This window comes from Mycolicibacterium celeriflavum (assembly GCF_010731795.1).
In the GTDB taxonomy this organism is placed as follows: domain Bacteria; phylum Actinomycetota; class Actinomycetes; order Mycobacteriales; family Mycobacteriaceae; genus Mycobacterium; species Mycobacterium celeriflavum.
This window is the reverse complement of the sequence record NZ_AP022591.1, coordinates 1,889,709-1,908,639: the sequence shown is the minus strand read 5'-3', so window position 1 is coordinate 1,908,639 and position 18,931 is coordinate 1,889,709. Positions and strand designations below refer to the sequence as shown.

Here is an 18,931-nt window from a genome sequence, read left to right as displayed (position 1 = left end):
CGCCCGCTTGTCGCGCACCAAGATCCGTTGCCGCTGACTGGGAGATACCTGCGGTCGGGACCGAAGCGAGCGGCGTGCGCGGCCCGTCTCGGTACGTGGCGCGTTGTAGCAGTATCGGTTGCACTTCACGCAGCGGACCGTGTCCTGACCACCCGTTGTGGTGATGGCCCCATCGGTGCTGCCACAGCCGGGGCAGGCTGCGCGCATCCGAAAGTGGCCCGCGCTGTGGTCGTCGGTTATCGTCATCTTCGCTTCCTTGATATCGCGTTGGGGGAGTGTTCAGGCGGCCCCTCCGTTGCAACCGGAGGGGCCGCTTTTTTGTAAGCCGTGGCTTCTAGCAGGCCCGACGCTGAGGACTGTAGACGTTGCTGGCGGCGGCGCAAGCTAATCTTTGGAGCAGCTATGTGGATGACCTGGGGATAAGGCGGTCGCTCGGGTTGACCCGTTGGGGATAACTTGATATAAGCCGCCCTCTAACGACGGCTCCGCAGGGGTGCGGCTGTCGCCTGCCAGGGTGATGGGACCACCGTTTTGCCATGAGGATGGGACCGGTTGTTTCCGGTCGCGGGCCGTGTGGTGATGGTGACCGATGATGGTGCCGCCGGTCAATCCGACGGATTGGTGTGGGCCGGATTTGCGGGGCGGGGTTTCTGGCGCTGCCGGTAGGACTCGCCTTCGACGACGAGTTCGTAGTCGCGGATTGCAGCCGGTCCATCGCGGATTGGGCAGGAGTGGGTCGGCCATCATGGTCAGGATCTCTGGTGGTTCACGGTTGCTGGTGATGATGGTCGACGCGGTGCGGTGGCGCTCGACGATGAGCTCGTAGAAGTCGCTGGTTTCGGTGGCTTCGAGCCGGTGCAGCGCGAGGTCGTCGATGATGAGTAGCTCGACGCGGTGTAGTTTGCGCATCTCGTCTTCGTAGGTGGCGTCCAGGCGGGCACCGCGTAGGCGTTTGAACAGTTTGTCGGCGCGTTCGGTGTGCACGCTGTGGTGACGCCGGACGGCGACGTGCCCTAATGCGTTGGCCAGGAACGTTTTCCGACTCCGACCGGCCCCATGATGAGCACGTTGTAGGCGTCGGCGAGGAATCGCAGCGAGGTCAGCTCTGCCCACAGTTGTTGGTCGTAGGTGATCGCTGCGGTGTCGTCCCAGGCGTGTAGCTGCATCTGCGGGTCCAGGTGAGCGGCTTTGGCGCGCCGTGCTGCGGATTGGCGGTCGCGGCGGGTGACCTCGTCAGCCAGCAGCATCTCCAGGAAGTCGTGGTGCGGCAGCCGATTAGACCGGGCCAGCGCCAGCCGCTCGGGCAGGGTGTCGAGCAGCTGGCCGAGCTTGAGGCGGCGCATCAGCGCTTTGAGGTCGCTGGAGACCTCGATCGGCTTGACCGCCGGGGTGGTGTCGGGCCGGGCGGGGCTCATGAGGGCCTCCGCACCGTGAAGTCGGTGGCAGAGCGGACGAACCGCGACGCCGTCGCTGGCGGTTTCGCCATCAGCGGCAGCTGCTCGCCCGCACCCCGGGACAGCATGCGCTCGATCAGCCCGACGTCGATGACTTCGGCGTCCAGCGCGCGGCGGCAGGCGTCATCGGCCGCGCCCGCGCCGTGGCGACGCACCAGCCCGAGCAGCCGGTAGACCTGGCGCATCTTGGTCCACGGCAGCGGATGCTCCAGCACCGCCGCGGCATACGCGCCGACATGGTCACCGTGCGCTGATGCCTTGCGCTGCAGGGTGTTCAGATCCCGCATCGCATAGACCGACGCCTCGGCCGGCAGATCGGCGGGATCGGTCTGGCGGCGCCCCGGCGCGACGACGGGGTGGACCTTGATCAGCTCACCGCGCCAATACAGTTTGACCGTGCGCGCATCGGCCCGGGCATCCAGCCGCCGACCCACCAGCTCCCCGGGGACGCTGTAGAGGGCCTTGGCGATCTGCACGTGCCGATCCGGGGCGACCTTGGGATGGGTCCAGGTCGGGATGTCGAACACGTCATCGGGTGCCGCCTTGAGCTTGGGTGCCTCGTCGGTGGCGAACACCTCGGCGGGCCGGCATCGGGTGGTGCCGTGCACCCGCATCCCGGCCACCTGCGCACACCACTGCTGGGCTCGCGCCCGGCAGTCGTCGATGTCGCGGAACTGTTCTCCGGCGAAGAAATTCGACCTCACATACGGCACACTGCGCTCGACCCGCGGCTTGTCGCGCGGGCTGCGTACCCGGGCGGGGTCCACGGCGAACCCACGAGCCTGGGCGTACTCGCGAAACGCGTCGTTGAGCTTGGGGTCGGTCGCATCGGCCTTATCGACGATGGCCTTCAGATTGTCGGGGATCACCACCGCGAACACCCCGCCGAAGAACGCCCAGGCAGCCTCGAACCCGCCGATCACATCATTGAGTGTTTGGCGGTAGGTCGGCCAGACGAACATATGCCGCGAATACACCGCGGTGAAGATCAACCCGTGCACCACCCGGCGGCGCCCGTCGGCTGCGTCGGTGAGCATGCCCAGCCGGCCGAAGTCGACCTGCACTTCGGCGCCCGGCTCACCGTCGGCCACCCGAACCGTGGTCTGCCGCTGCCCGAACCCCAATTCCGTTACCGCATAGCGGTGCAACGTTCGATACGACACCACCACACCACGGCGGCCCAGCAGTGTGTGCACCTTGGTCAGCGTCAGGTCCTGATCCAGCCACGCCTTGATCTGCTCGCCCTGAGCGGCGATGGTCTCCCACGCCTCGCTCTTGCCGTTGGGCCGACTCGACCGCACCCCGGCGATCACCGCCGCCAACAGCTCATCGGTCAGCTGGCAGACATCGCCGTCACGGTCCAGCCCGCACGCGCGTGCCCGATCCACATAACGGCGCACGGTCTTGCGGTCGGTGCCCGATAGCCGGGCCACCTCACGCAGTCCTCGACCCTGCAGCCACAGCCGCAGCATCTCCTTGATTTCGATCACCGACACCTCCCGGTAGCTCATTCGGCCAATACAGCGGCCGAACGACCGGAAGCCCCGAAGCCACGCCGGGGTGGTCCCATAACTGGCAAAGCAGCCAGCCCGGTGGTCCCATCAGTGGCAAGCAGGCGGTCCCATACTCATGGCAAAACCGGCGCCGAGCTGGTCCCTTCTAGCTGGCAGCCGACACGGCAACGCTGAAGCACCAGCTCAAGGTCATTCAAGGTGACCGCTAACAAGGTGGCTCTGCGAACGACCGGAGAATCTGTGGATAAAAAATTCTCCTTGGCGTGTCGGGCCGAAGTGGTCAAATCGGCGTGTTGACGGACACCGCGAACAGTCTCGTTCACATATCCGGCAGTCGCGAAGCGGCAGCTATGGCAACCGAAATGGTCCATCAACGACCTATTGGCAGGACGTATCGCTCCCCAGGTCGGCCCTCAACCATAAAGGGATCGGAGCGCCCAACGGCCTTGCTGGCGATGCGGCATTGACACTGTCAAGACACCGCAGCCGGTTTCCTGCGGATTCGTCCGATTTCGTCCGGAGTCGCTCGCCTAAAACCGCAGGTCAAGGGCCTTTATACGGGTTCGATTCCCGGCAGCTCCACTTTTGAAGTCGCAGGCCAGGGACGTAATCCCTGGCCTGCTCTCATTTTGGCCCCGCCGCGCACCGCGACGATCAAAGCTCGGACACCGTCCGACCAGCAATGAAACGATAGTGCGGTGAACGCAGGCGCGAATAGCGGCGGACTGACCGCAAATTGGAAACTGTGATCCAAGGACCAAGACGCCTCCTGGACAAGTCCGCTGTGATCACCGGGGCAGCGTTCGGCATCGGTCGGGCGACCGCGGAGCTCTTCGCGCGTGAGGGCGCGCGGCTGATCGTGACCGACGTTCAGGGCGAGCCGCTGCTGGCGCTGGCCGATGAACTGCGGCACACCGGTGCGGAGGTCGGGACAGTTATCGGCGACGTCTCGGTCGAGAACGACGCGCGGCGGATGATCGGAGCAGCGACCGATCGCTTCGGACGGCTCGACGTGTTGGTCGCCAACGCCGGCATCATTCCGCTAGGTGATGCGATGGAGGTGACCACCGCCGGTTGGGACGAGGTGATGGGCATCGATGGGCGTGGCATGTTTCTCACCTGCAAGTTCGCGATCGAGGCGATGCTGTCGACCGGTGGTGGGGCCATCGTCTGCCTCTCCTCGATTTCCGGACTGGCCGGGCAGAAACGGCAGGCGGCCTACGGGCCCGCCAAGTTCATCGCCACTGGCTTGACCAAGCACCTAGCGGTCGAGTGGGCGGACCAGGGGATCAGAGTCAACGCCGTGGCACCCGGAACGATCCGAACCGAGCGCGTCAAGCAGCTGCCGGACGAGCCGGGTGGCGCGGAGTATCTGGCCGAGATCGAACGCATGCACCCGATGGGCCGTATCGGCGAACCGGCCGAAGTCGCCAGCGCCATCGTCTTCCTCGCTTCCGACGACGCCTCCTTCATCACCGGCGTGGTGCTGCCTGTCGACGGGGGATACCTCGCGCAGTAGCGTCCGCAACGGTGATATCGACCGGGTGGGTTCGCGTTGCCGTCCGGGCGAGGTACCTGGCAAATTGCGCCTTGTCGGCGATCCGTGCGGCGCCCGTTTTGGCGCAGCGTGACACCAGGTCGTCCATCGTGCGAGCTCACGCCGGGCGAGGTACCTGACCCAAGCGAACGAACTCCTCGCGCTGACGTTGCGTTCGCCCGGCATCATCGGCCAACCCACGACGCGGCCCCTCTGGGCGGGCAACGGGCGGCAAAGCGAACGTGGTGAGGGGCAACAATTTTGGTCGTTGTCCGCCCGAACCCCGCAATGTTTGTCCGCCGACCTCTGATTGGTGGCAGGGTGAGTGGGTATCTGACTGCACATCACTGGGAGGTACACATGGCGCAAGGGTCGAGCAAGTCCAAGCCGAGCAAATCGAGCAAGTCCACGCCGAGCAAATCGAGCAAGTCCAAGCCGAACATTGTTCTCATCGTCTCCGACGACTTCGGTTACGGCGATGCGGGCGTGTACGGGGGTGGCGAAAACCGCGGGATGCCCACTCCCGGTCTCGACCAGATGGCCGAAGAAGGCATGCAGTTCATGTCGTTCTACGCGCAACCGAGTTGCACACCCGGGCGCGCGGCGATTCTCACCGGACGTATCCCGAATCGCAGCGGCATGACGACCGTGGCCTTCCAGGGGCAGGGTGGCGGGCTGCCGGCTGCCGAGTGGACTCTCGCGTCCATGCTCAAGACCGCCGATTACAAGACGTTCTTCACCGGCAAATGGCACCTCGGAGAGTCCGATTACGCACTACCCAACGCGCACGGCTACGACGAAATGCGGCACTGCGGGCTCTATCACCTCAACGCGTACACCTATGCCGACCCGGAATGGTTCCCCGACATGGATGAGGAACTACGCGCGATGTTCGAGCGCGTGACGCAGGGCGCGCTATCGGGCAAAGCAGGCGAGAAGGCGAAAGAGGACTTCCAGGTCAACGGCCAGTACGTCAATACGCCGGAGAAAGGGCTCGTCGGCATTCCGTTCTACGACGAGTACGTCGAGCAGGACGCGTTGGAGTTCCTAGACAACAACGCGAAATCCGACAACCCGTTCTTCATGCACGTCAACTTCATGAAAGTGCATCAGCCGAACATGCCGCACCCTGATTTCAAGGGCAAGTCGCTCTCGAAGTCGAAATTTGCGGATTCAATCGTGGAGAACGACGCCCGGATCGGCCGCATCATGGACAAGATCCGCTCGCTGGGCCTAGACAAGAACACGTATGTGTTCTGGACGACGGACAACGGCGCCTGGCAGGACGTCTACCCCGACGCCGGCTACACGCCGTTCCGCGGTACCAAGGGCACCGTTCGCGAGGGCGGCAATCGCGTTCCGGCAATCGCCTGGGGCCCGGGGATCAAAGCTGGATCACGCAACTCCGATATCGTCGGCGGCCTTGATTACATGGCGACCTTCGCCGCGCTGGCTGGGGTGCAATTGCCGGAGAAGGACCGTGAGGGCGAGCCCATCATCTTCGACAGCTACGACATGTCACCGGTGTTGTTGGGAACCGGCAAGTCCGAGCGCAAGTCCTGGTTCTACTTCAGTGAGAACGAACTGACGCCCGGGGCGGTGCGCGTCGGTCACTACAAGGCCGTCTTCAATCTGCGCGGTGATGACGGTGCGACCACCGGAGGTCTCGCGGTCGACACCAACCTCGGCTGGAAAGGTGCGCAAGCGTACGTCGCGACCGTTCCGCAGATCTTCGATCTCTGGCAGGACCCGCAGGAACGCTACGACATCTTCATGAACAACTACACCGAGCACACGTGGACCCTCGTATCCATCAACGATGCGGTCAAGGAGCTGATGCAGACCTACCTGAAATACCCTCCGCGGAAGCTCCAGAGCGAAGGCTATTCGGGCCCGATCACCGTCACGCAGTACCAGAGATTCAAATTCTTGAGAGAACAGCTCGCGGAAGACGGGGTGGACATCGGCCTGCCAACCGGCAACTGAGCGCGAACAGCGGCAACCCGCCGGCCGAGTGCGACGCTGTTACCGGTTGTTCGACCTATTCAGCGCACGGAGCCTGGCATGAAAGAGCTAACCGAACAAGACGAGAATGCGATTTTAGATCTATTTCTCGGGATGTATTATTTCCAATTCTTGGCTTCCGCGGTCGAGCTCGACCTGTTTACGTTGCTCTCTCGCTCGCCGGGCCTCACGCGCGATGAGGTCGCCGAGCACCTGAAGCTCGAGAACCAGCCCGCGCGTATTCTCCTGCTCGGCTGCAGCGCGGTCGGCCTGCTCCGAAAGGAGGGCGATCGTTACTTCAACACCTCAGGCGCGGAGCGGTTCTTCTCGAAAGCGCACCCGGCGAACATGGTGCCCGCTGTGCGAATGGCGAACCATATTCAGTATCGACCCATGGCGCGGTTCGCTGAGGCGCTCAAGGCCAACACCAACGTCGGGCTGCAGGAGATCCCGGGATCTGCGTCGAACCTCTATATGCGGCTCGCGGAAAATCCACCGTTGGAGAAGATCTTTCACGAGATGATGAGCCTCGTCTCGTTTGGGACCGCGGCCTTCCTCGCGGAGACGCTTGACCTGTCGCGCCACCGCAGGTTGCTGGACGTGGGCGGCGGCGAGGCCGTGAACGCCACCATCCTCGCGGGCCGCTGGCCTGACCTGCACGTGACCGTACTCGACCTTCCGACCGTCGCGGAGTCCACCCGCGCCCGCCTGGCGGCGCAGGGGATGGCCGAGAGGGTCACGGCGGTCGGCGGGGACTGTTTCGCGGAAGAGCTCCCCGGGGGATTCGATGCGATGTTGTTCTCCCGATTCCTCTCGATCTGGTCCGAAGAAAAGGTACGCAGTTTGCTCGCGAAGGCTGCGCGGGCGCTTCGGCCGGGTGCGAGCCTCTATGTGATCGAGGCGCTACAGGACGACGACGAGATGGGGCCGCCCTTCGTAGCGCACCTTTGCGCCTACTTTTTGACGCTCGCCTCCGGAGAGGGAATGGTCCGAACATGGCCTGAATGGATGAGCTGGCTGGAGGAAGCTGGTTTCCAGTCCTTCTCGCGCCGTCCTCTTCCCGGCGGCATGTCGGAGTTCCTCATTGAGGCCGTGAGAGTGTAGGCCCGGAGCGTGAGACAAACCGGCAGGCCATCGTCGTGAGAAAACTTCGAAACTCGATGAATGGCTGCGTCGGAGCCGTGATCGGAAAGAGCCGGGCGTCACGAACGCCAGACAAGGAAGACCAGCGCACTGCCAGCACACAACGCGATCAGCGCGGCCACGAGCTGATTGATCCGCACGCGACCGCATATGACATCTGGCCGTTCGCGCAGGGGCTCGAGAACGAAACGTCCCGCGCCATACCACGCAAGGACGGCCAGCGCGTAGCTCCCTGGCGGGAATCCCTTGGGCCACAAAGTGGCAATGCACAGGAATCCGAGGAACCACCACGCCATTTCGAGAAATTGCACCGGGAGGCGTCGCTTCCGCACACCCAGGGTGTCGTGCAGGCGGACCCCGAATAGGGTGTCGGTTTCGCGGCCCGCGCAACAGCCGTTGAACGCGCATCCCAACCGGATCCAGAAGCCACCGACGAGCACGCCGATCCCCATGTAATCGCACAACGCGGCAAACGGAATGCCCACCACGGCTGCCGCGGCGAACGAGATCGGGACGAAGGTGAGCAGGGCGCCGAAAACGCTCAAACCTCCGGCCGCGCCATCCCACAACGCGCCTGGCGAGCCCGCTTTGAGGTAGGTGGGCGCGTGCACGAGCACGTGGTACACCCGCGCCCCGATCAACCCGGCGAGCGCGGACACCATCGCCGCCAGCCCGACCCGCAGTGGAGAGAGCCCGGACGCGTCTGCCACCGCTGCCGTCGACAGTGTGCCGGTGCAGATGCCAACGGCCAAAAAGGCTTTGTACGAGTTGACGCGACGCCCGGCAAACACGAAGAACCGGGGGAAGCCGATCATCGCTGCGGGAGTTGCCTGCGGTGCGCTCATGTCACCCCGCAGTTGCCTCTAGCGTCTTCAGCAGCTCGATCACAATGCCGAGCGCGCCGGCCGCGAGCGCGACATCGGCGAGGTTGAACGCCGGCCAGAACCGCAGACACACGTAATCGGTGACCGATCCCCGCACCGAACTCTCCAGGAGGTTGCTCAACGAGCCGCCGACCAGCAGCCCGACGAACACAAACGACGATGGAATCCAGGCACTTGCGGTTATCAGCACACCGGCCGATACAGCCCAGAGCCACAGCGCTTTCGGGCCACGGCCGGCCAGCCGACGCAACCACAATCGTCCCCCGATCATGCGCAGGCTTCCGAACTGCCCCAACTGCACGCTTTCGAACCGGTCACTGCGAACCAGCAGCTTGCACCCTTGATCGATTGCAAGCACGACGAATGCTGTCAGGGCAAGTTGCATAGTTCGGCCGTTCAGACCGGCGCTGCCGATCCTTGGTCGACGCCAGGTCGCATGTGTTCGTGCGCCGTTCCGAACTGGATGTGTTCGACGCGCCCTTCGGCGTCGACCTTGACCGACGTGGGCCAGCAACGGACGCCGTATGCGCGGGCAATCCGCTGTTGGTGGTCCTGGACGAGCGGGTACGACAGGCCGAGGCGCTTGCGGACGTCGCCGACAGCCTTGCCGTCGGCGCCGCCGTGTAACCCGACGATGAAGGGCGGCTGTCGACTCGTCTGGTGTAGTCGCTGCAGCCGTTGCAGTTCCGAGAAGCAAGGCGCAGACCACGATTGCCAGAACGTCAGGAAGACCTCGCGTCCACGCATGCGGTGCAGCGCGTACTGATGTCCCTCGTCTTCGAACCTCACATTCGGCGCCGGATCGCCTGGCGAGACGGTCAGCCGGAGCGGACGGAAACCGGAGGGCAACGTGGCGACCGCGTACTTGTCCAGTGCCGCAAGCACGTCCGCCACGTCTGGATCGCCGTCGTTCCTCCAGACGAACTCGCTCTTCGAATTGAGCAGGTACATCGACGGCGTGCTGGAAACCCCGAATGTCCGTGTCCAGCCGCCCTCGTCGTCTTCGGTGAAGTGTACCGGCGGAAGGCTTTCCCGATTCACACCGAGTTTGCTTTCCACCTCCCGCCGAGACGTGTCGAATGTGCCGGTCGGTACGACTACCGTCATCACGACCGAAGACCTATGGGGCGATTGAGCCAGCGCTTCGATCAGCGGATCCAAGAAGCGATCCTGGCGATCGTCAACGAAGTAGACAAGAGCGTTCAGTTTGGGCGCAGTGTCGCCGGGAAACCCGGGCACACTTATGTGTCCGGCAATTGCCTGCCTCAAGGGGACCGTGTCGGGCGGGCTCGGTCTCCAGAACGGAATGGTGAGCGGTGCCCACCACGATGGCACGCTCATCTCGAACTCAGGCTCTGGGACTTTGCACGTCGTGCCGCCTGCGATGCTGACGTGCTGTCCGGACGGCGTGATCTGGCTGCCTTCTATCCGTAGGCAGATCTGGCTGACGTTGGTGAGGCCTTCGGGCTTGGGAAGGATGAAGCGGTGCTCGTCGACGAAGGATCTTTCGACACCTGACCAGATGCTGTCGGCCCCTGAACGTTCCACCCACGTCCAGACGAACCGATCGATGCGGCCGGCCGGGATCCAACTTTGAAGCGCGGTGAACGCGGCGCCGTTGTGCGTCTCACCGATCTCGACGACCGGTGCGCGGCGTCCGGCGGTGCGAATCTCGCCGCGGACAACTACGCCGTCGGTGGTGATGTGGACGGCAGTGTACGAAGCCGACGTGCTGGCATCAAACCTCCGCAGCCCGTTGGTGATTGTGTTTCTGGCGTCGTCGAAGACGCGGTGGATCGCTGTGCGGTTCCGCTCCAGCGCTGCGTCAAGCTCAGCCCTCACGATGTTGACCGCCCTGCCGTGCGGGATGAACCATGACTCATCGACATCGGGCTCGCCAGCGCTTTCCAAGCTGATTCTCTGGCTGGTCGCGTCCAAGACGAGCGTGACTCGCTGCTTGAAGCTGACGAAGCCGTTGGGTGCCCACGACGTATCGGTTTCCGCCGCGACTCGACCGCCGATCTCGATCGCACCGTTTTTGAACGTCAAGGTCGGCCCGGAGCTGAAGCGCAGGCGATATGTCACGGAAACAGACCCGCCGAAGATGGTGCCGATGCTGAACTTCAGTGGCCGCCGGTTCTTGATCGCCTGGCGAATCGCCTCGAGATCAATGAGGGTACCGACGTGTTCTTTACTGACCGCGAAGCCGAATCCACTTGCGCCTATGAAGGATTGCGTGAGGCTTTGGAGGCCGTCGGCTGGCGAAGGAGCACCCGACAATTGGAACGGCAGGGCGATCACCTGGTTGGCGCCGGACCCGAGACCCTTGAACTCGGTGAACGCGAAGTGAGGAGGCAAGTCCACGGGCAGCAGAGACACACCTTCGCGAACGAACTTGCGAACCTGCGCAGCAATCTTGCCCACCTCTGCTGTCGTCAATCCGCTTCCGGGCGCGGCGACGAACTCGAACTTGGAGTCCTGAGCCGAGGGCTGAATCAGCAGTCGACGTCCGGAACCCTGCGGCGTCTGCCTGACGTCGAAAGCGGCCCGCACCTCGCCGTGTATCGAGTTGGGTATCTCGGTGGTACCGGGATCCGGGTAGTACTGCGCCCGGACGTCCGCGTGAATGGTGACCTCGGTTGACGACCCGGTCGGAACTGTGATCGAAATCGAGGACACCTGCAGCTTCACTATTCCGCGCACCACGTCAGGAGGCAGCTCGACCTCCCAGTCCTGATCGAACCCGACGAACGCATCTGAAAGCATCTTCGCGGTTCCCGGCGGCGCGGTGGCAGTCAGCTGAGTACGAAGATCATCAAGCCCGCGGCCGGGTCCGGCTTTCTGGTATGCCACCACCCAGTCCCCGAACGCGCCGACCTCCGGACGTCTACGGCGAGGGTCGCCGATGCGTGTGGCCATGCTGTGAAAGAACTTCAGTGGGGTGTCCTGGTCGCCGTTCTGGTGGAGGGTGGCCAGGAGCCCATTGATCTGCCGCATGGCGATCTGCACCACTGCGCTGTAGTCGCCGGTGAGAGGATTCGCCATGGCTAGCCTTCTAGGAGATCGGAGTAAGTCGCACAGCGAGCCCGGCATAATCGACACTGTCTGCTCGGGTTGCGGTGAATGGAACCGACGCGGCTCCTGGGGCGTCTCCTATGACGAAGCCAATTCCGTTGGCCACGCCACCGAAACGCAATGTCTGGTTGTAGTTGGTGATCGGACCTGACGCCGTCGTGAACATCTGGACGACCCTTTCAGACATGGCCGAAATGACATTCTGCGACAGCGACGTGCCCGGTTCCGTGCCGAAGTTCGCCGAGATGGAACCGAATGCGGACACCGCGCTGTAGGAGGCCGAGCATCCTTCGACAGTTATGGAACCGGCGCCAGGTCGTGCAACGGAGATCGACACTGGTTGCTCACCCGTCGGGGGGCTGAGTAAGCCGAAGAACTCGTGGTAGACGAAAGTGCCGTTGATGTCGGTGAGTGCCGCGTTGTTGAGGCCGACCACCCCGAGCGAGGTCATGAGAGTTCCGCCGTACGTTGCCGTCCGCGTAGGCGTCCCACTAGGGGGGAAGAACCCGCCCGTGTGTGACCACCGCAAACCGACCACGACCGCACTGGAGTCACCGGACGCTGTATGAGACCAGGTGGTGGTGACGTTGGCGGTGCCTGCGCCGGTGTTCCCAGCCCCTACAGCGTCGAAGGCGGGAGGGGTGAGGGTGCTGGCCCGTACCGGCGCCGACGCTTCGGATCTGTCACCGTCAGCGAAAACCGCACGCGCCGTGTACTCATAGGTCGTTGCGGGGTTCAACCCGGCACTGTCATCGTGGCTGGGAGGTGATGCCGGCACGGTGAATTTGTACAGCTCGCCCGGCGCGTCGACTCTGGTTCGTTCGAACTCGATACTCGTTGCCGTTTGGTCGATCGCCCATGTCAGCGTGATGGTGCTCAGACTCTTGCCTGTGGCCGACTCGATGATGGGCGCGGGTTGTGGAGCGTCCAGACGATCTAGCCCGAAAACCTGGTCGCAACCGGCGAAGCCGAAGAGAAGCACAACCGGAACGACAATGGCCGGAACAAGAAGTGCCAGAACCAACCACTCGGCCATGTGGCGAGCATATTCCCGAGACGTCTGATGACGCGGTACGTCCGCAAAACAGGGCCCAGTGATCGAAGCGCCGTGCGCACCCACGCCGGCTTCGATAACCTGCCGCCATGTCACGGCGATTTGAGTGTTCGGTCGAATCCTCGGTCAGTTTGCAACAGATTCATGCCGCGTTCTCCGAGCGTGACTATTGGCTGGAGAACATCGCGCCACACAGTGAGACCACCGAACTCGACTCATTCACCGTCGACCCGAACGGCGACGTACGGCTGAGGGTCGTCCAGGATCTACGGAATGCGGTCCTACCCGGCGTCTTGGCCAAGCTCTATCCCCGTGGTCTGGAACTCGTGCAGGACGAGACCTGGATTCTCGATCGCGGGGAAGAGGTACGCGGGGAGGTCCACGTTCACGCCCGCGGCGCCCCGGGCTCCGCGCACAGCACCGTCGTGATGGTGCCCACGCACAACGGCGAGCGCATCAAGTGCAGCGGAACCATCAAGGTCAAAGTTCCGATCGTCGGGGGAAAGCTCGAGAGCCACTTCGGTCGCCACTTGGCCGACCAGACACCCGAGATGCTGCGCATGGTCATGGCGTGGATCAAGGAGAACGCCTGACGCCGGAGCCCAATGGGCCGCGGGAACGGAAGCAGGCAAAACGGCAATTGCGTCAACGGGCGGGCAAAGATCGTGATTCACTGACGTTCTCGGGGATCACTTGACGGTTGTCAGGGGGAGACAGTGGCTGACAAAGATGCTGCTGATCGCGAGCAGGGCGACGACTCGGAGTTCGCGGTAGACGTCCGCGTCCGAGTAAATCCGGACACAGACACCGAAACTCACGGCGTCATCGTCGAGGACTTCGGCGAGATGGCGGCGGCCGCGGTGGACATCGGAAGCAACCATTTCGCCGATCCTGCCCGACGCTGGGCGGTGATCTCCGACGAGGGGAATCTCCTATTCGCAGATTCCGACCAACTCACCCGCGAGTGATTCCGCGACGCGAAGCGCTCGGTTCGTCGGACTAGCGAACGTCAGATCCACTACTGATTCAGCGCTCCTGCAGAAGCTCTACGGCGGCGGCGGGGGTGGCGGTGGAGGCGGCGGTGGCGGCGGAGGTAGTCCGGGTGGCGGCGGTGGCCCCTGTGGTGGCGGCCCGAGCATCGGCACGGTGATCGGCGGCAACCCCGGAATCTGCACGATCATCGGATCCACCGGCGGAGGCGGAGGACCACCCGGGGCACCGAGCGGGGGCGGCGGTTCTTCCCGCCGCGGCGGCGGCGCGGGCGCGACCCCGTTGCTGGTGTAGATTGTGACGACGGACCCGGGGATGGTTCGACCGCTCGGGGTGGTCCCGACCACGGCGCCGTACGACGCGTAGCTGTTGACCGGCGTCGGCTTTTCGGCGACCTGGAAACCGGCATCTCGCAGCCGCTGGCGGGCGGTTTCGAGGTTCATGCCCGAAACGTCGGGCACCTCGCCACCCGGTCCGCCCTCGACGTAGCGGGGATCGGTCGGCGGAAGACGCACCTCGCCGAAATCGGTGGCGATCGGCTTCATCGCCTCGAACCAGGTGCGTGCCGGCTCGTTACCGCCATACAGGTCACCGCTCGAACACTTCCGTAGCGGGAACGAGCAGATCTCGGACGGCGAGTTGGAGTCGTCGAAGATGTAGACACTGCCCGCGTACTGGTTGGTGAAGCCGACGAACCCGGAGGACCGGTGGGATTCGGTGGTGCCGGTCTTGGCCGACAGCGGCAGGTCCCAACCCACCGAAGCGGCCGCGCCCGCCGCCGTGCCGCCGCCCTTGTCGTCCTTGCTCAGCGCATTCGCGAGCGTGTTCGCCAGTCCCTCCGGCACGGCTTGGTCACAGCTCTCAGTGGTGAACGTGACCTCGTTGCCGTCGCGGTCGACGATCTTGTCGATGGGACTCGGCGGGCACCACACTCCGCCAGAGCTCAAAGTCGCTGCCACGTTGGACAATTCGAGCGCGTTGAGCTGGAACGGTCCGAGGGTGAAGGATCCGGCGTTCTGCTCCTTGATGAAGTCGGCCAGACTCTCGTTGCCCGTCGGGTCATATGCGCGCGCCGTTCCGGGGATCGCATACGAGCGCAGCCCCAACCGAACGGCCATGTCGACCGCGCGGGGGACCCCGACTTGTTGAATCAACTTGGCGAACGCGGTGTTGGGCGAGCTGGCCAGCGCGTCGGTGACATTCATCGACCCGCGGTAGTTGCCGGCATTCTTCACGCACCAGGTCTCCTTGGGGCAACCCGGCGTATCGCTGCTGCCCAGACCTTTGGCTTGGAAGAACCCCGGCACGGCCAGTTGGGTATTGATTCCCATGCCCATTTCCATCGCCGCCGCGGTGGTGAAGATCTTGAAGATGGACCCCGCCCCGTCGCCGACGAGCGAGAACGGCTGCGGTTGCACCGTCTCGCCGGCCTCGTCGTTGAGGCCGTACGTTCGGTTGCTGGCCATCGCCAGAACGCGATGCGACTTCTTGCCGGGCTCGATGACGCTCATCACGCTGGCGATGCCCTCCAGCGTCGGGCTCGCGACCTTGTCGATCGCGCGTTTGACCGACTCCTGAACCTTTGGGTCGAGCGTGGTACGGATCAGGTATCCGCCCCGCGCAACCTGCTCCTTGCTGATGCCGGCACGTGCGAGATAAGCCAGCACGTACTCACAGAAGAATCCGCGGTCGTTTGCGGCGATGCAGCCGCCCGGCAGCTGCTTGGGCTGGGGCAGCACCCCGAGCGGCTGCGACTTGGCAACGCGAAGCTCGTCGGCGCGCGCGGGAAGGTGCTCGATCATGGTGTCCAACACGAGGTTGCGACGCTGCAGCGCACCTTGGGGATTGATGTAAGGGTCCAGCGAGGTGGGCGACTGGACCATGCCGGCCAGCAGCGCCGCCTGCTGCCAGTTCAGCTGAGACGCGTTGATGCCGAAGTAGGTCTGGGCCGCGTCCTGCACTCCGAACGCCCCATTGCCGAAGCCGACGAGATTGAGGTAGCGGGTGAGGATCTCGGCTTTGGTGAACGTCTTGTCGAGCGTCAGCGCCATCCGCATTTCCCGCAGCTTGCGGGCGGGTGTCACCTCGACTGCGGCCCGCCTCTCGGCGTTCGTCTGGGCCGTCACCAGCAACTGGAAGTTCTTGACGTACTGCTGCTCGATGGTCGAACCGCCGCGGGTGTCGAGGTTCCCGGAGAGATAGCCGGACAAGCCGGTCAGCGTGCCCTGCCAGTCCACCCCGGCGTGTTCGGCGAACCGCTTGTCCTCGATCGACACGATCGCCAGTTTCATCGTGTTGGCGATCTGTTCGCTCGCGACCTCGAACCGGCGCTGGCTGTACAGCCAGGCGATCGGTCGACCTGCAGCGTCGACCATCGTCGTCACCTGCGGAACGTCTTCCTCCACCAGCTGGGCCGACCCGTTGGCGACGATGTCCGACGCGCGATTGGACAGCAGCCCGAACCCACCCGCGAACGGAAACATCATGGCGGCCGCCAACACACCAGCCAACAGGCAGCACAGTCCCAGCTTTACGACCGTCCCCCCGGCCGGTCCACGATCCGGCATGTCAGCAGAGTATTAAATCGGAATCGGCCGCGAGTGTTCCCCCGCCGATTATTGACCGCGATGTGGCGAAACTGTGGCCGTACAGATGGCCGGCAGCGGCATCAGTGCTGGTCAAGACCATGTTCCGGATGACGGCTGGCGCATGGACGTCAAGCTCTGTCGAGACCCCACTGTCCGAAGTCGGGCGCAAGCACCTCGTTCTCGTCCACGTGGGTGTCGCCGACGGGTACCCCAGGCTCTGACGGGCCGATCACCACAGCTTGATAGAGCACGGCCCGGGGTTCTCGCTGTCCACCGGACCACGCCTTCGTCTGCCAGGCCCACCAGTGTCCGTCAGTGGTCGAGCGCCCGATCACCTCGTCTCCGATCGCCCACGAACACGCCCGTGAGTGCCCGTAGAGGCCGGTGCGATGTGCCCCGAGCACCGAATTGATCCCTCTGTACCACTCGACCGCAACGCTGTCCCAGGTGTCGCGGTCGATGTCCTCATCGAGGCTGAAGAAGATCGGCGCCGAATCCGGGCCTCCGGCGGCACCGTGCAGTCGCAGCGCTGTCTGAGCGTCTGCCACGCCGCCCTCATACCCGCGGGTGTAGTCCGACGGCGTCGGCCAACCCGGTTTCCCGTACTGATAACAGCTGACGACGTGGAGTCCCTCCGCACGCAGCGAATCGGCATACTCGCGGGTGACGGGTTTGAAGTCGAAGTCCGCACCCGGCCGAAGTTCGGATACGTAGACCAGGGCACCGTCGAAGCCCGCCGCCTTGAGCTGATCCGCCGGGGCCAACCGGGTCGCAAAATCGGCCAACCGCAGGGATTCGGCCGATGCCTCCGGCCCGCGAATGGTCGCCCCCACCGCTCCGAGGAGCAACAGAGCAGGGGCGGAGAGGGTGTACTTGAGGACTTCGCGGCGTGAACGAGACGGCCCTTCGCCGCGACCAGGTGTCGCCGGGGACTCGTGCACGGCGCGATGGTAACAACACGGTGGGCGCACCGGATGCGGGTTGGCGGATTCATACGCAGGCACGAAACACCAGGCAACGACGTTCGGATTCGGTTCGCGAGGCGTTGCCTTCACCCTATGCTGAGGGCAATCGCACGTTCGACCGACAAGGTGGTCATGTCAGCAGACCGACTCGCCCGGTTCGGTCAATCATCTGTGCGCAGGGCCATTGTGGTGGCGGCCGTCCTGCTTACCGCTGCAGCGCCTTCCGCGTGCGGCCGGGTAGATCATCCGGCCGCAACCGACGATCGTTCGACGACAGTCATCAGTCCGAGACCGTCGCCGGCGCCCCCTGCGGTCCCGGCGATCGACTTCTCGGCAGTTTCCGTCTTGATGAACAACGCGGTTGCCGCGCACAGGATGCCAGGCGCCGTGGTGGCGGTGGGGCACGGCGGAAGGCTCGTTTTGCACCGGGCGTACGGCATGCGCAAGCTCGCCGGTGAACCCGGACTGGACGGAGTGCCCGCACCTGCTGAGCCGATGACCGAGGACACGATTTTCGACCTCGCCTCGTTGACCAAATGCCTCGCAACGGCGACCGCCGTCATGCAGCTCTACGAACAAGGCAAGGTTGGATTCGATTCGCCCGTGCAGACGTATCTGCCCGGCTTCAACGAGGCCAACGACCCTCAGCGCGCACGGGTCACGGTTCGCATGTTGCTCACGCACACGTCGGGTATAGCGGGCGATATCGACTTGAGAGACCCATGGGGACTGGACGGAGCCGACAAATCAGAAGGTCTCCGTCGTGCGCTCACGACACCGCTGCAATCGCTGCCCGGCGAGGTGTTTCGCTACTCCGACATCAACTTCATTCTCCTCGGCGCGCTGATCGAAGAGGTCACCGGTGAGTCGGAGGACGTTTACGTTCAGCGCAATGTGTTTGCGCCGCTTGGCATGGACGACACCCGCTACCTTCCCCCCGCCAAAGCATGTGGCCCGCATGAGATCAGAGGAGCAGCGATCGCGTGGGCCCCGCCGGCCGACCCCCGCGCGCCAGGTACCTGTCCTACAGGTACCTGGCGCACGAGCCTTCTGCCGCGTATCGCGCCGACAGCGCTAGACGAGGAGAGCAGAGCCGATCCGAGGAGAAATCCGGATATTGACCGCCTGCTACGCGGCACCGTGCACGATCCGACGGCGCGCCGCATGGGTGGGGTCGCCGGGCATGCCGGTGTGTTCTCGACGGCGCGGGATCTGAGCATCTATGCACAGGCTCTGCTCGATCGGCTGGCGGGCCGCCCGAGCAAGTTTCCGCTGAAGCAGGCGACTCTGCAGTTGATGACCGCTCCGGAGCAACCCGGCCACGCAGCTCACCAACTCGAAGCGGCGAACGAAGCCGCTCGCAGAGCCGTTCTCGAGGCATCCAACTCGGATTCCTCAGTGCCTGAGCCGTTTCCAGCGATCTCGGGACAAGAGCTGCGCGGCTTCGGCTGGGACATCGACACCGGTCATTCCAGGCCGCGGGGGTTGGTCTTCCCGGTCGGTAGCTTCGGGCATACCGGATTCACCGGGACTTCGATATGGATGGACCCGGGATCGAACACCTACGTCATTCTGCTCACGAACGCGATCCATATTCGGGGCAGCCGACCGGTCTCGGACCTGCAAGGCGAACTCGCCACGGTAGCCGCGCAAAGCCTCGGCCTCTACGGCAGCGCGCCGCCGGTCACGCCTTCGCCACCTGCCCCCAGGCCACGCTGACGTA

Annotated in this window: 13 protein-coding genes and 1 pseudogene; 6 read left to right on the top strand and 8 right to left on the bottom strand. The window is 64.1% G+C overall.

The features are described 5' to 3' along the window. Positions 1–605: 605 nt before the first annotated feature. Positions 606–1,415: pseudogene (locus tag G6N18_RS09325) on the bottom strand (ATP-binding protein). After that, positions 1,412–2,965 carry an IS21 family transposase gene (istA, locus tag G6N18_RS09320; protein WP_163689847.1) on the bottom strand — a complete coding sequence of 518 codons (1,554 nt, stop codon included), beginning with the start codon at positions 2,963–2,965 and terminating at the stop codon, positions 1,412–1,414. Before istA ends, G6N18_RS09325 begins: the two are co-directional and overlap by 4 nt. Positions 2,966–3,713: 748 nt before the next feature. Here istA and G6N18_RS09315 point away from each other — a divergent pair. The 3 genes from G6N18_RS09315 (at position 3,714) to G6N18_RS09305 (ending at position 7,613) form a co-directional block, all read left to right on the top strand. Beyond that, the gene (locus tag G6N18_RS09315) at positions 3,714–4,487 is read left to right on the top strand and encodes an SDR family NAD(P)-dependent oxidoreductase (RefSeq protein WP_083002160.1); all 774 of its coding nucleotides are present in this window, start codon (positions 3,714–3,716) and stop codon (positions 4,485–4,487) included. Positions 4,488–4,793: 306 nt separating this feature from the next. Then, on the top strand, positions 4,794–6,491 hold the full coding sequence (locus tag G6N18_RS09310) for an arylsulfatase (RefSeq protein ID WP_083002157.1): 1,698 nt from the start codon (positions 4,794–4,796) through the stop codon (positions 6,489–6,491). 78 nt (positions 6,492–6,569) lie between these two features. After that, positions 6,570–7,613 carry a methyltransferase gene (locus G6N18_RS09305; RefSeq protein WP_083002155.1) on the top strand — a complete coding sequence of 348 codons (1,044 nt, stop codon included), beginning with the start codon at positions 6,570–6,572 and terminating at the stop codon, positions 7,611–7,613. A 98-nt stretch (positions 7,614–7,711) separates the two neighbouring features. Here the strand turns inward: G6N18_RS09305 and G6N18_RS09300 are convergent, their stop codons facing one another. The 4 genes from G6N18_RS09300 to G6N18_RS09285 are packed head-to-tail and all read right to left on the bottom strand — an operon-like array spanning position 7,712 to position 12,647. Then, positions 7,712–8,497, bottom strand: a complete 786-nt coding sequence (locus G6N18_RS09300) for a prolipoprotein diacylglyceryl transferase (protein WP_083002152.1) — start codon at positions 8,495–8,497, stop codon at positions 7,712–7,714. A 1-nt stretch (position 8,498) separates the two neighbouring features. Then, positions 8,499–8,894, bottom strand: a complete 396-nt coding sequence (locus G6N18_RS09295) for a signal peptidase II (RefSeq protein ID WP_163689846.1) — start codon at positions 8,892–8,894, stop codon at positions 8,499–8,501. 38 nt (positions 8,895–8,932) lie between these two features. Then, positions 8,933–11,581, bottom strand: a complete 2,649-nt coding sequence (locus tag G6N18_RS09290; protein WP_163689844.1) for a redoxin family protein — start codon at positions 11,579–11,581, stop codon at positions 8,933–8,935. A gap of 10 nt (positions 11,582–11,591) precedes the next feature. Continuing rightward, entirely contained in the window at positions 11,592–12,647 is a 1,056-nt protein-coding gene (locus G6N18_RS09285; RefSeq protein ID WP_083002144.1) for a fibronectin type III domain-containing protein, read from the bottom strand. 107 nt (positions 12,648–12,754) lie between these two features. Here G6N18_RS09285 and G6N18_RS09280 point away from each other — a divergent pair, with 107 nt between their 5' ends. Then, positions 12,755–13,258: a DUF2505 domain-containing protein gene (locus G6N18_RS09280; protein WP_083002141.1), complete on the top strand. Its 504-nt coding sequence runs from the start codon at positions 12,755–12,757 to the stop codon at positions 13,256–13,258. Positions 13,259–13,381: 123 nt separating this feature from the next. Beyond that, entirely contained in the window at positions 13,382–13,633 is a 252-nt protein-coding gene (locus G6N18_RS09275; RefSeq protein WP_067224494.1) for a hypothetical protein, read from the top strand. Between the two features lie 78 nt (positions 13,634–13,711). Here G6N18_RS09275 and ponA2 read toward each other — a convergent pair whose 3' ends face one another. Both ponA2 and G6N18_RS09265 read right to left on the bottom strand, forming a co-directional pair. Further along, positions 13,712–16,222: a transglycosylase/D,D-transpeptidase PonA2 gene (ponA2, locus tag G6N18_RS09270; RefSeq protein ID WP_083002139.1), complete on the bottom strand. Its 2,511-nt coding sequence runs from the start codon at positions 16,220–16,222 to the stop codon at positions 13,712–13,714. A 149-nt stretch (positions 16,223–16,371) separates the two neighbouring features. Further along, positions 16,372–17,184 carry a DUF1906 domain-containing protein gene (locus G6N18_RS09265; protein WP_083002136.1) on the bottom strand — a complete coding sequence of 271 codons (813 nt, stop codon included), beginning with the start codon at positions 17,182–17,184 and terminating at the stop codon, positions 16,372–16,374. A 372-nt stretch (positions 17,185–17,556) separates the two neighbouring features. Here G6N18_RS09265 and G6N18_RS09260 point away from each other — a divergent pair, with 372 nt between their 5' ends. After that, positions 17,557–18,927, top strand: a complete 1,371-nt coding sequence (locus G6N18_RS09260; protein ID WP_407663563.1) for a serine hydrolase domain-containing protein — start codon at positions 17,557–17,559, stop codon at positions 18,925–18,927. The last annotated feature ends 4 nt before the right edge of the window (positions 18,928–18,931 follow it).